The 12495-nt window shown below is 70.9% G+C and carries 12 protein-coding genes; 3 read left to right on the top strand and 9 right to left on the bottom strand.

Translation table 11 applies throughout. The annotated features are described in order from the left end of the window. Positions 1–810 carry a TrmH family RNA methyltransferase gene (locus V2S04_RS10295; protein ID WP_413638401.1) on the bottom strand — a complete coding sequence of 270 codons (810 nt, stop codon included), beginning with the start codon at positions 808–810 and terminating at the stop codon, positions 1–3. Positions 811–871: 61 nt separating this feature from the next. Between V2S04_RS10295 and V2S04_RS10290 the strand changes: the two genes are divergently transcribed. Both V2S04_RS10290 and V2S04_RS10285 read left to right on the top strand, forming a co-directional pair. Further along, a complete protein-coding gene (locus V2S04_RS10290) occupies positions 872–1720 on the top strand; it encodes a Sir2 family NAD-dependent protein deacetylase (protein ID WP_413638400.1) in 849 nt (282 codons plus the stop codon). A 32-nt stretch (positions 1721–1752) separates the two neighbouring features. Then, on the top strand, positions 1753–2340 hold the full coding sequence (locus V2S04_RS10285) for a histidine phosphatase family protein (protein WP_413638399.1): 588 nt from the start codon (positions 1753–1755) through the stop codon (positions 2338–2340). Between the two features lie 2 nt (positions 2341–2342). Here V2S04_RS10285 and V2S04_RS10280 read toward each other — a convergent pair whose 3' ends face one another. The 5 genes from V2S04_RS10280 to V2S04_RS10260 are packed head-to-tail and all read right to left on the bottom strand — an operon-like array spanning position 2343 to position 8255. Beyond that, positions 2343–3146, bottom strand: coding sequence for an HpcH/HpaI aldolase/citrate lyase family protein (locus tag V2S04_RS10280; RefSeq protein WP_413638398.1), 804 nt, complete (start codon positions 3144–3146; stop codon positions 2343–2345). After that, positions 3143–3622, bottom strand: coding sequence for a MaoC family dehydratase (locus tag V2S04_RS10275; protein ID WP_413638397.1), 480 nt, complete (start codon positions 3620–3622; stop codon positions 3143–3145). The genes V2S04_RS10280 and V2S04_RS10275 overlap by 4 nt, the downstream gene beginning before the upstream one ends. A gap of 9 nt (positions 3623–3631) precedes the next feature. Continuing rightward, positions 3632–4804 (bottom strand): acyl-CoA dehydrogenase family protein, encoded by a 1173-nt coding sequence (locus tag V2S04_RS10270; RefSeq protein WP_413638396.1) that lies wholly within the window; start codon positions 4802–4804, stop codon positions 3632–3634. After that, positions 4801–6696 (bottom strand): acetyl/propionyl/methylcrotonyl-CoA carboxylase subunit alpha, encoded by a 1896-nt coding sequence (locus tag V2S04_RS10265; protein ID WP_413638395.1) that lies wholly within the window; start codon positions 6694–6696, stop codon positions 4801–4803. Before V2S04_RS10265 ends, V2S04_RS10270 begins: the two co-directional genes overlap by 4 nt. A 5-nt stretch (positions 6697–6701) precedes the next feature. Then, positions 6702–8255, bottom strand: a complete 1554-nt coding sequence (locus V2S04_RS10260; protein ID WP_413638394.1) for a carboxyl transferase domain-containing protein — start codon at positions 8253–8255, stop codon at positions 6702–6704. Positions 8256–8347: 92 nt separating this feature from the next. Between V2S04_RS10260 and V2S04_RS10255 the strand changes: the two genes are divergently transcribed. Beyond that, positions 8348–8941 carry a TetR/AcrR family transcriptional regulator gene (locus tag V2S04_RS10255; RefSeq protein WP_413638393.1) on the top strand — a complete coding sequence of 198 codons (594 nt, stop codon included), beginning with the start codon at positions 8348–8350 and terminating at the stop codon, positions 8939–8941. 35 nt (positions 8942–8976) lie between these two features. Here the strand turns inward: V2S04_RS10255 and V2S04_RS10250 are convergent, their stop codons facing one another. From V2S04_RS10250 to pdhA, 3 genes are read right to left on the bottom strand one after another with little or no spacing between them, the layout of a single operon-like run. Then, entirely contained in the window at positions 8977–10341 is a 1365-nt protein-coding gene (locus tag V2S04_RS10250; RefSeq protein WP_413638392.1) for a dihydrolipoamide acetyltransferase family protein, read from the bottom strand. Further along, a complete protein-coding gene (locus V2S04_RS10245; protein WP_413638391.1) occupies positions 10338–11363 on the bottom strand; it encodes an alpha-ketoacid dehydrogenase subunit beta in 1026 nt (341 codons plus the stop codon). The genes V2S04_RS10250 and V2S04_RS10245 overlap by 4 nt, the downstream gene beginning before the upstream one ends. A gap of 1 nt (position 11364) precedes the next feature. Next, complete coding sequence (gene pdhA / locus V2S04_RS10240) at positions 11365–12477, bottom strand: pyruvate dehydrogenase (acetyl-transferring) E1 component subunit alpha (protein ID WP_413638390.1); 1113 nt, start codon at positions 12475–12477, stop codon at positions 11365–11367. Positions 12478–12495: the final 18 nt, after the last annotated feature.

Below are 12495 nucleotides of genomic sequence, written 5' to 3'. Positions count from 1 at the left end.
TCAGCGCGTCGCGTAGAACGCGACAGCCGACGCCGCCGCGACGTTGAGCGAGTCGACTCCCCCGCTCATGGGGATGGTGACGCGGCGATCGAGCATCCGCTCGGTCTCCCCCAGGATGCCGTCGCCCTCGGTGCCGAAGACCAGCGCCAGGCGTTCCGGCGACTCGGCCACGAGCTCGTCGAGCTCGACGGCGCCCGCGCCCAACGTCATGCCGGCGACCACGTAGCCGCCGCGGCGGAGGTCGTCGATGCCCTGCGGCCAGTTCTCGATGCGCGTCCACGGCACCTGGAACACGCTGCCCATCGACACCCGCACCGCACGACGGTAGAGCGGATCGGCGCAGGTCGGCGTCACCAGCACCGCGTCGACGCCCAGCGCCGCGGCCGAGCGGAAGACCGCGCCCACGTTCGTGTGGTCGGTCAGCCCCTCGAGGACGGCGATGCGGGAGCGGCGGTGGGAGATCGACGACAGGAGGTCGGACACCGGCACCGGATCGGGTCGGTGCATGGCCGCCATCACGCCGCGGTGCACGGCGAAGCCGGTCAGCCGCTCGGCGACGTCGTCGGCCACGACGTACACCGGCACGTCGCGGCCCTGAAGCAGCTCGGCGACGGCATCCGTCCACTTCTGCTGGGTCAGCACCGATCTCGGACGGTGGCCGGCCTGCAGGGCGCGTTCGATCACCTTCGCGGATTCGGCGATGTACAGCCCCCCGGCCGGCTCACGCACCCGACGCAGCGCGGTGTCGGTGAGGGCGCGGTAGTCGTCGAGCAGCGGGTCGTGCGGGTCGGCGAGGTGGTGCAGCTGCATCCGTCCATGCTGTCAGGTCGGAACGGCCCCGATGCGCCTCGTCCGCGCTTAGACTTCCGGGGTGCAGTCCCTCGAGCCCTCGGACACCATCGGCGAGGCCGTCGAGCGCACCGCCGAGCTGCTGCAGGATCGCCCGTTCGCGCTGCTCACCGGGGCCGGCATCTCCACCGACTCGGGAATCCCCGCGTACCGGGGCGCGGGCGCACCGCCCCGGTCGAACCCGATGACCATCCAGACGTACCTGTCGGATGAGGCGGCTCGGCGGCGGTACTGGCTCGGCGGTCATCTCGGCTACCGCGCGTTCACCGCACCCGATCCGAACGGCGGTCATCTCGCGCTCGCGGCGCTCGAACGAGCCGGATCCGCGACCGGAGTCGTGACCCAGAACGTCGACGGTCTGCATCTGCGCGCCGGCAGCCGCAGGGTGATCGAGCTGCACGGCACGATGCATCGCACGCTCTGCCTGCACTGCGGCCAGGTGTACGACCGGCGCGCGATCGCCGAGCAGATCGAGCAGCTCAACCCGTGGATCCTCGTTCCCGAGAACATCGTGCTCAACCCCGACGGCGATGTCTCGCCGGCGACGACCGAGGGGTTCGTCATCCCGTCCTGCGAGATCTGCGCCGGGATGCTCAAGCCCGACGTCGTGTACTTCGGCGAGTTCGTGCCGATCGCGCGGTTCGCCCTCGCGGAGTCGCTCGTGCACGCGTCGGCCGCACTCGTGGTCGCCGGCACATCGCTCGCCGTGAACTCCGGCATCCGGGTGATCGAGCGTGCGCGACGCCGGGGCATGCCCATCGTCATCGTGAACCACGAGCCGACCAGGGCGGATGTCTGGGCCGACGAGGTCATCGCCGGAGGCACGACCGAGGTGCTCACCGCACTGGCATCCCGTCTCGGCGCTCTCTGAATCCGCCTCGCAGCTGTCTCATCTAGGCTCGGATGGTGACCCTGCTGACACTCGTACGCCACGGACAGACCGACTGGAACCTCGCCCGTCGCATCCAGGGCACCACCGACATCCCCCTCAACGACACCGGTCGCGGTGACGCGAAGGCCGCGGCCGAAGCCCTCGCCGGCGAACGGTACGACGCGATCTACGCGAGCCCGCTGGTGCGCGCCCAGGAGACCGCGCAGATCATCGCGGACGAGCTCGGCCTCGCAGCCCCTGCGCTCACCCGCGGTCTTCGGGAGCGCACCTTCGGCGACGGCGAGGGGATGCTCGTCGACGACTACCTGACGACGTGGGGCGATTGGACATCGGCGGTACCGGGGGCGGAGACGCTGGAGGAGGTGCGCGACCGCGCGCTGGACTCTCTGGATCGGATCGTGCGCGCATCGCGACGTCGGTCGGCGCCGCGCGCCGAGTCGATCATCGTCGTGAGCCACGGCGGTGTCATCCGCTCGCTGCTCATGCATGTCTCGGGCGGCTCGCTGCCGCGCATCGGCGATTCGCTGCACAACGGCTCGGTGCACCGCTTCGTCGCCGAGCGCGGCACGTTGCGCCTGCTCGAGGCGATCCCGATCTGACTTCAGCGTCGGCCGAGAACAGCGCGGGCGTGGCGCAGCACCGGCTCGTCGACCATCCGCCCCTCGAACCGGAACACGCCCCGCTCCCCCTCGGCCGCGGCCAGCACCGCCCTGGCCCAGCCGACCGTCGCCTCATCGGGCCGGTATGCGTCGCGGATGACGGCGACCTGTTTCGGATGGATGCAGGCGGTGGCGCGGAATCCGGATGCCACGGCGTCGGCAGCCTCTGCCGCCAGCCCGTCGACGTCATCGATGTCGAGGTGCACGGCGTCCACCGCGGAACGCTCGTGTGCTCCGGCGGCGAGCAGCACCTGCGCCCGGGCGGTGCGGGCGACGTCACGGTAGCGCCCGTCGGGCAGGCGGCTGGACGTCCCGCCGAGCGAGGCGACGAGGTCCTCCGCGCCCCACATCAGTGCGACCGTGCGCCCGTGCGCGGCGAGGGACGCCGCACGATGCACGCCCCGAGCCGTCTCGCACAGCGCGATCAGATCGAACTCCGCGCCGAAGACGTCGAACGCCGCCGAGTCCTCGCTCTTGGCGATCATGACGGTGCGGAAAGGCGTGCGCCGCACCGCGTCGACATCGAGCGCGAACTCCGCGGTGTCCGGCGCGTTCACCCGTACGATCACCCGAGCAGGATCCACGTCGGCCGCGATGACGTTCGCGCGCGCCCGGTCCTTGGCATCCGGAAGCACCGCATCCTCGAGGTCGAGGATCACGGCATCCGCCTTCTGCAGTGCTCCGGCGAACCGCTCGGGGCGGTCGGCCGGACAGAACAGCAGCGCCGGCCCCATGCCGAAGGTCACCGCTCGCCCTCCGGACGGCAGCGCATCAGGGTCGTGCGCGTCGCTCTCGCGACGACCACGCCGTCCTGGTTGCGGCCGGTGTGCTCGATCGTGCAGATCCCCTGCCCCGGTCGCGACGCGGAGAGCCGCTTGTCGACGATCACGCTCTCGGTGTAGAGCGTGTCGCCGTGGAACAGCGGGTGCGGGAACGAGATGTCGCCGAGTCCGAGCTGCGCGACCAGGGTGCCCTGGGTGAGCTGCGTGACCGACGCGCCCACCATCGTCGACAGGGTCCACATCGAGTTCATCAGCCGCTGGCCGAAGGGCTGCTGGGCGTCGGCGAACGCGGCATCCAGGTGAAGGGCCTGCGTGTTCATGGTGAGCGTGGTGAAGAGCACGTTGTCGGCCTCCGTCGCCGTGCGCCCGGGCCGGTGCAGGTATCGCGCGCCGACCTCGAACTCCTCGAAGTACAGTCCGCGCTGAACGATGTCGGTCATGCTCGCACGTTATCCGACCAGGCCCAGAGACCGCGCGATCACCAGCAGCTGCACCTCGGTGGTGCCCTCGCCGATCTCGAGGATCTTCGAGTCGCGGTAGTGGCGTGCCACGGAGTACTCGTTCATGAACCCGTTGCCGCCGAAGATCTGCGTGGCGTCGCGGGCGTTGTCCATCGCGGCCTCGCCCGACACGAGCTTGGCGATCGCGGCCTCCTCGGCGAACGGGCGGCCCGCGTCGCGCAGCCGCGCCGCGTGATGCCAGGCCAGGCGCGCCGTGTGCACCCGCGCCCGCATGCGCGCCAGCGTGAACTGCGCGTTCTGACGCGTGCTCAGGGCCGCGCCGAACACCGTGCGCTTTCCGGCGTAGTCCACTGCAGCCTCGAGGCATCCCTCCGCGGCGCCCGTCGCGAGAGCGGCGATCGCGATGCGGCCCTCGTCGAGGATGCTGAGGAAGTTCTTGAACCCACGGCCGCGCTCGCCGAGAAGGTTGGCCTCGGGAACCCGCACGTCCTGCAGGGTGAGCGGATGCGTGTCGGAGGCGTTCCAGCCGACCTTGTCGTAGGCTGGCTCGACGGTGAACCCGGGGGTGCCGTTGGGGACGATGATCGTCGAGATCTCCTTGCGCCTATCGCTCTGCCCGGTGACCGCGGTCATCGTCACGAAGCGGGTGATGTCGGTGCCGGAGTTGGTGATGAACTGCTTGCTGCCGTCGAGCACCCACTCGCCGCCTTCGAGGCGGGCCGTGGTGCGGGTGGCGCCCGCGTCGCTTCCCGCCTCGGGCTCGGTGAGACCGAAGCCCGCCAGCGCATCGCCTGCGAGCAGCGATGGCAGGTACTCCTGCTTCTGCTCCTCGGTGCCGAAACGGTAGACCGGCATCGCACCGAGGCTCACTCCGGCTTCCAGCGTGATCGCGAGCGACTGATCGACGCGGGCGATGCCCTCGATCGCCAGGCCCAGGGCCAGGTAGTCGCCGCCCTGCCCGCCGTGCTCCTCGGAGAACGGCAGCCCGAACAGGCCCATCTCCCCCATCTGGCGCACGACGTCGAGGTTCAGGGTGTGGGTGCGGTCGGCTTCGTACGCCTGCGGGGCGACGACCCCCTCGGCGAACTCGCGCACCATCGCGGCCAGCTCCCGCTGCTCCTCGTTGAGGTCGACGCCTGTCAGTTCGGTCTGGACGCTCATGCTGTCTCCTGTTCGCTGACTCGTGCCACGGGCTGGTCCCGTCGCACCTGGTCGCCGAGGGCGACCAGCAGGTGCACCGTGCCGTCGTGCGGCGCGAGCACCGGATGCTCCATCTTCATCGCCTCGATCGAGACGATGGGCTCTCCTGCTCTGACCGCGTCCCCGTCGGCGACGTGCACGGCCACGATGCTGCCGGGCATGGGGGCGCGGCCCTCGGGCTCGCGGGGTCCCGATGCCCGCTCCTGCTCAGCGAGGCGCAGATCCATGCGGGCGCGGCGTGTCAGCCGGCGAAGGCGCACGGTGCTGCCCTGCGCCGAGACCCAGACGGCGCCGTCGGCGTCGATCGCGGTCGCCGCGGTGCCGGCGGCGGCCCCCTCCGGCGCCTCGAGCACCTGATCGTCGTCGGTGAGGAAAGCGATCTTCGGGCGAGGGGCCCTCGCGCCGATCCGCCAGCCCTCGAGACCGTGCCAGAGCGGCGAGACGCCGTCGCGCTCGCGGATGCCCTCGGTCGCAGCCGCCGCGGCCGCAAGCATCCGCCCGTCGGGAGCACCCGCGGCGAACGGCAGCATGGTCTCGATCAGCCCGGTGTCGAGGTCTCCCGACACGACACGGTCGTGTGCGCACAGCGTCCTCAGGAACGCGATGTTCGTCTCGACACCGAGCACCACCGTGCGCGCCAGGGCGAGATCGAGGCGGCGCAGCGCCGTGACCCGGTCGGGGCCGTAGGCGATGACCTTGGCGATCATCGGGTCGTAGAAGCCGGTGACCTCCGAGCCGGTCTCGACGGCGGCGTCCACGCGCACGCCCTCGGGTGCGTCGAAAAGCAGCACGCGCCCCGTCGAGGGCAGGAAGCCGCGCTCGGGCGACTCCGCGTACACCCGCGCCTCGACGGCGTGACCGCGGACCTCGGGGGCCGTCTCGATGGCTCCCCCGGAGGCGATGTGCAGCTGCTGGGCGACGAGGTCGAGACCGGTGACCTCCTCGGTGACGGGATGCTCGACCTGCAGCCTGGTGTTCATCTCGATGAAGAACACCTCGCCCACCGCATCCGCCTCGACGAGGAACTCGACGGTGCCGGCGCCCACGTAATCGACGCTGCGCGCGGCCGCGACGGCGGCCTCGAGCAGGCGGGTGCGCACGTCGTCCGGCAGGTTCGCGGCGGGCGCCTCCTCGATCACCTTCTGATGACGACGCTGCAGGGTGCACTCGCGCTCGCCGAGGGCGATGACGTTGCCGTGGGTGTCGCCGAGGACCTGCACCTCGATATGCCGGGGCCGCTGCACCAGGCGCTCGAGCACCATCGCGTCATCGCCGAAGGCGGCCGTCGCGACCCGGCGTGCCGTGGCGAGTGCGGCCGTCAGCTCGTCTGCCGAGCGCACGATCTCCATGCCCTTGCCGCCACCGCCCGCGCTGGGCTTGACGAGCAGCGGGTAGCCGACGTCCTGCGCCCTGGCGCGGATCTCGTCGTCGTCGAGGCCCGATGCGTCGAAACCGGGAACCACCGGGACGCCGTGCCTGGACACGTGCTCTCGTGCGCGCGCCTTGTCGCCCATGATCTCGAGGGCGCGTTCGCCCGGCCCGATGAAGATCACGCCGGCGGCCTGGCAGGCGCGCGCCAGCGCGACGCTCTCGGAGAGGAACCCGTAGCCCGGGTGGACGGCCTGGGCGCCGGTCGCCTCGACGGCCGCCATGATCGCATCCACGTTCAGGTACGACTCGGCAGCAGGCGAGCCCCCGATGTGCACGGCGTCGTCCGCCTCACGCACGTGCGGCGCCAGGGCGTCGGCGTCGCTGTGCACGGCGACGCTGCGCACCCCCTGCTCGCGCAGGGTGCGGATGATGCGGCGGGCGATCTCGCCGCGGTTCGCCACGAGGACGGTGTCGATTCTCATGCTGATCACATCCGGAAGAGGCCGAAGCGGGGCTCGGGCAGGGGCGTGCGGGAGACGACGTCGAGGGCGAGCCCGAGCAGGTCCCGGGTGCGGTCGGGGTCGATGATCCCGTCATCCCACAGCCGCGCGGTGGCGTAGTACGGCTCGCCCTGCGCCTCGTACTGGCTGCGCACGGGTGCCTCGAACTCGGCACGCTGCTCGGCCGTCCACGGCGTGCCGGCTGCGACGAGCTGGTCCTCCTTCACCGTCGCGAGGACGGATGCCGCCTGCGGCCCGCCCATCACCGAGATGCGGCTGGCGGGCCAGCTCCACAGGAACCGCGGCGAGTACGCCCGCCCGCACATCGAGTAGTTGCCGGCGCCGAACGAGCCGCCGATGATGACGGTGAGCTTGGGCACCCGTGTGGTGGCGACGGCGGTCACCATCTTCGCGCCGTCCTTGGCGATGCCTCCCGCTTCGGCGTCGGTGCCGACCATGAACCCGGTGATGTTCTGCAGGAACAGCAGAGGGATGCCGCGCTGGTCGCAGAGCTCGATGAAGTGCGCGCCCTTCTGCGCGGACTCGCTGAACAGCACGCCGTTGTTGGCGACGATGCCGACCGGGTGGCCGTGCAGGCGGGCGAACGCGGTGACCAGGGTCGTGCCGTACTCGGGCTTGAACTCCGAGACGGTGTCGCCGTCGACCAGACGGTCGATGACCTCGTGCACGTCGTAGGACGCGTTCACATCGACCGGGACGACGTCGTACAGGCTGCCTTTCGCGCGCGGCGCGACGCTCGGCGCGACGGACCAGGCGGGGTCTGCGGGTCGCGGGAGGGTCGCGACGATGTCGCGGAGGATCTCGAGCGCATGCTCGTCGTCTTCGGCCAGATGATCGACGACACCCGAGCGGCGGGCGTGCAGCTCTCCCCCGCCGAGCTCCTCCGCGGTGACGACCTCGCCGATGGCAGCCTTCACCAGCGGCGGCCCGCCGAGGAAGATGGTGCCCTGCTCGCGCACGATCACGGTCTGATCGCTCATGGCCGGCACGTACGCTCCTCCCGCGGTGCACGATCCGAGCACTGCGGCGAGCTGCGGGATGCCTTCTGCGGACATGCGCGCCTGGTTGAAGAAGATCCGGCCGAAGTGGTCGCGGTCGGGGAAGACCTCGTCCTGCTTGGGCAGGAACGCGCCGCCCGAGTCGACCAGGTAGAGGCACGGCAGCCGGTTCTCCAGCGCGATCTCCTGGGCGCGGAGATGCTTCTTCACGGTCAGTGGGAAGTAGGTGCCGCCCTTGACCGTGGGGTCGTTGCAGACCACCATGACGTGCCGGCCGTGCACGAGGCCGATGCCGGCGATCACGCCCGCCCCCGGTGCCTCGTCGCCATAAAGCCCGTGGGCGGCGAGCGGCGCGACCTCGATGAACGGGCTGCCCTCGTCGAGCAGTCGCTGGACCCGATCCCTCGGCAGCATCTTGCCGCGGGCGATGTGTCGTTCCCTCGAGCGGGTCGGTCCGCCGAGCGCGGCGGTGCTGAGCCGTTCGCGAAGCTCGTCGGCGAGTGCCTGCTGGGTGACCGGCATCGCGGGTCCTCCTTGACCGTTGCTGAAAAATCGCGCCAGAAGGGTTAGTGTTCACTAACCCCGGCAATTCAGGTTAGCGAGGATTAACCGAAATGACAACGCCCGTCACCGCGCGCGATCGCGCCAAGGCCGAGCGGACCGATGCGATCCTCCTCGCCGCCGCCGACCTCTTCGGCGCACGAGGCTACTCGGGCGTGAGCCTGGAGGACATCGGCGCGGCCGTGGGGATATCCGGCCCCGCGGTGTACCGGCACTTCGCCGGAAAGCAGGCGCTGCTCGGCGCATTGCTGATCGGGGTCAGCGAGGATCTCGTCTCGGGCGGCGCAGCGGTGGTGAGCGGCGCCAGCGATGACCGGTCGCGGATGGCGGCGCTGGTGGACTTCCACGTCGACTTCGCCCTGCGCAACGCCGATGTCATCCGCGTTCAGGACCGCGATCTCTCGCATCTGACCGCCGACTCGCAGGACGACGTGCGCCGCCTACAGCGCGGATACATCGAGCTGTGGATCGACACGCTGGGCACTCTCGTCGATGCCGAGCGCGATGAGCTGCGTCTGCGGGTGCAGGCGTGCTTCGGGCTGCTCAACTCCACCCCGCACAGCACCTCCGCCGCGCTGCGCACGCGGGCCGACACCGCCCGCGTGCTCGCGGCGATGGCGATGGCGGCGCTCACCGCCGTCGGCTGACGGCCGACGGCGGTGACGCGCCGGAGCGTCGCCGCTCAGAAGAGCAGCGCGCGTCCCGGCTGCTCGAGGATGTCGGCGACGTCCTTGAGGAAGCGTGCGCCTTCGGCGCCGTCGACGAGTCGGTGGTCGAACGACAGGCTCAGCGTCATCATCTGCCGCAGCGCGATCTCGCCGCGGTGCTCCCACGGCTGACGTCGCACCGCGCCGACGGCGAGGATCCCCGACTGCCCGGGTGGGAGGATGGGCGTGCCCGCGTCGATGCCGAACACCCCGATGTTGGTGATCGAGAACGTCCCGCCGGCGAGCTCTGCCGGACTGGTCCTGCCTGCGCGCGCCGTCTGCGTCAGCTGGGTGAGGGCATCGGCCATCCCCGTGAGCGAGAGCCGCTCGGCATCCCGGATGATCGGCACGATCAGACCGCGCTCGGTGGCGGCGGCGATCCCCAGATCCACGAAATGGTTCTGCACGATCTCGCCGGCCGACTCGTCCCACGTCGCGTTCAGCGACGGGTTGCGGCCGAGGGCCAGCGTCACCGCCTTCGCGATGAGCACGAGCGGTCCGATACGGTGCTCGGAAAGCGACCTGTCGGCCTTCAGCTGGTCGATGAGCTCCATCGTGGCCGTCACATCGACCGTGTGGAACGTGGTCACGTGCGGCGCGGTGAAGGCGCTGTGCACCATCGCCTGGGCGGTGTGCTTGCGCACCCCCTTGATCGGGATGCGCGTCTGCGACCGCTGCGCCGCCGGTTCGCCGGTCGGGGTCACGGGAGCGTTCGTCATGGGTTCGGGGGCTGCCTGCCCGGCGGCCCGCGAGGCTCCGACGCGCTCGGCATAGGCATCCACGTCATCGCGGGTGATCACCCGATCGCCGACCTCGGCGGCGACGAGCGCGAGATCGACGCCGAGGCGCTTCGCATGCGCACGGACGGGCGGGGTCGACCGCGGTCGCTCCCCCACCGCCGGCTCGGCGACGCTCGGCGGGAGCGCATCGTGCGGGGCTGCGACGAGCACCTCGGCGTCGGCGGCCGCCACCGGAACCGGCCCGCCGCGGCGGGCGCGTCGCGCCGGTCGAGAGCCGGATGCCGGCGCTGCACCGTACCCGACCAGGTTGGGCTGCGCCTTCTCCTCGGCCTCGGGCGCGGCGGGCGCATCGGGCTCGTCGCCTGCGACATCGAACGCGATGAGCGGAGCGCCGACGGCGACGGTCTCACCGGCGTCGGCATGCAGGCTGGCCACCCGGCCCTCGTACGGCGACGGCAGTTCGACCACGGCCTTGGCCGTCTCGACCTCCGCAAGCGTCTGGTTCAGGGCGACGGCGTCGCCCGGCTGCACGAGCCACTGCACCACCTCGGCCTCGGTCAGTCCTTCTCCGAGGTCGGGCAGACGGAATTCGGCGATCACCGCTGATCCCCCTTCGCGTCCGCCCCACTGAGGCTGTGCGGGCGATCGAGCACACGGTCGACGGCGTCGAGGATGCGGTCGAGGTCGGGCAGGTGGAACTTCTCGAGCTTCGCCGGCGGATACGGGATGTCGTGCCCGGTCACGCGCACGGGCGCAGCCTCCAGGTACTCGAAGCAGAACTCGGTGATGCTCGCGATGACCTCCGCCGCGACGCCCGCCTCACGGGATGCCTCGTGCACGACGACCACCCGTCCGGTGCGGCGCACCGAGGCGGAGACGGTCTCGTAGTCGACCGGGGAGAGCGAGCGCAGGTCGATGACCTCGAGCGAGACGCCCTCGTCCTCGGCGGCGGCGGCCGCATCGAGTGCGGTGCCGACCATGGCGCCGTAGGTGATGATCGTGGCGTCCGTGCCCTGGCGCACGACGCGCGCCAGGCCCATCGGAGGGGCGTCGGCCAGCGACGCGTCGAGATCGACCTCGCCCTTGTGGTGATACAGGCGCTTCGGCTCGAAGAACAGCACCGGGTCGTCGCTGGCGATCGCCTGGCGCAGGCAGCGATACGCGTCCTGCGGGTCCGAGACGGCGATGACCCGCAGACCCGCCGTGTGCACGAAGTACGCCTCGGGCGACTCGGAATGGTGCTCTGCCGCGCCGATGCCGCCCGCCCAGGGCACCCGGATCGTGAGCGGCATCTTCACCCGGCCCTGCGTGCGGTAGTGCAGCTTCGCGACCTGCGAGACGATCTGATCGAACGCCGGGTAGATGAACCCGTCGAACTGGATCTCCACGACGGGCCGGTAGCCACGGAAGGCCAGCCCCACCGCGGTGCCGACGATGCCGGATTCGGCGAGCGGCGTGTCGATCACGCGCTTCGCGCCGAACTCGTCCTTCAACCCGTCGGTGATGCGGAAGACGCCGCCCAGCGTGCCGATGTCCTCGCCCATCAGGACGACCTTCTCGTCGTCGAGCATCGCCTGACGCAGACCCGCGTTCAGGGCCTTGCCCATGGTCATCTGCGTCATCTCAGGCCTCCTCGAACGATGCCAGGTACGCGGCGTACTCGGCGCGCTGACGCTCGAGGTCCGAGTGCGGCTCGGCGTACACGCGGTCGAACACCGCGAGAGCCGGGCGGGTCTGCATGCCGATGCACGCTGCGCGCATCTCGCGGGCCATCTCGTCGGCGGCCTTCTGCACCGACTCGAGGTGCTCGTCGCTCAGCTCCCCTGCGGCGCGCAGGTGAGCCTCGAGCCGAGCGATCGGGTCGCGCTGGCGCCACAGCGCGAGCTCGGCGTCGTCGCGGTAGCGCTTCGGGTCGTCGGCCGTGGTGTGCGGGCCCATGCGGTAGGTGACCGCCTCGAGATACGCCGGCCCCTTCCCGGATCGCGCGTGATCCAGCGCCCAGCGCATCGCCGCCATGCAGGCGAGGACGTCGTTGCCGTCGACGCGCAGACTGGGGATGCCGAACCCGGGGGCGCGCCCGGCCAGCGGGTACTGCGACTGCAGACCGACTGGCTCCGAGATCGCCCAGTGGTTGTTCTGGCAGACGAAGACGACAGGCGCGCGATACGACGACGCGAAGATCATCGCCTCGTTCACGTCGCCCTGGCTGGTCGCGCCGTCGCCGAAGTAGGTGACGGCGACCTCGTCGGCGCCGTCGTGCCGGATGCCCATGCCGTAGCCCACGGCGTGCAGGGTCTGCGCGCCGATGATGATCTGCAGCGGCGCGATGCCGAGGCGGGCGGGGTCGTACGCCGCACCTTCCTCGCCGCGCCACATGCGCACGTAGTCGGCCGGCTCCGCGCCGCGGGTGTACATGACGCCGGTCTCGCGGTAGCTGGGGAAGACGAAGTCCTTCGCGGCCAGTGCGCGGCCGGTGCCGATCTGCGCCGCCTCCTGGCCGTTGCAGGGGGCCCAGAGGCCCAGCTGGCCCTGGCGCTGCAGCGCCACGCCTTCCGCGTCGATGCGGCGCAGGACCACCATGTCGCGGTGCAGATCGCGCATCGTGGGGAAGTCGACGTCGTCGATCCACCGGTCGAGCTGCGGGTTCGGCACGCGGGTGCCGTCGGGAGCGATGATGCGCTCCGTGAGTTCCAGATCGTTCTGCGTGTCGACGATCGGGGTGGTGTGCGGTGACATCGGCGTCCTCCTGACGTG

It is taken from the genome of Microbacterium sp. OR21, from assembly GCF_047306785.1.
Lineage (GTDB): Bacteria > Actinomycetota > Actinomycetes > Actinomycetales > Microbacteriaceae > Microbacterium > Microbacterium esteraromaticum_E.
The sequence above is the reverse complement of the archived record's forward strand: the minus strand, read 5'-3'. Positions and strand labels throughout refer to the sequence as shown.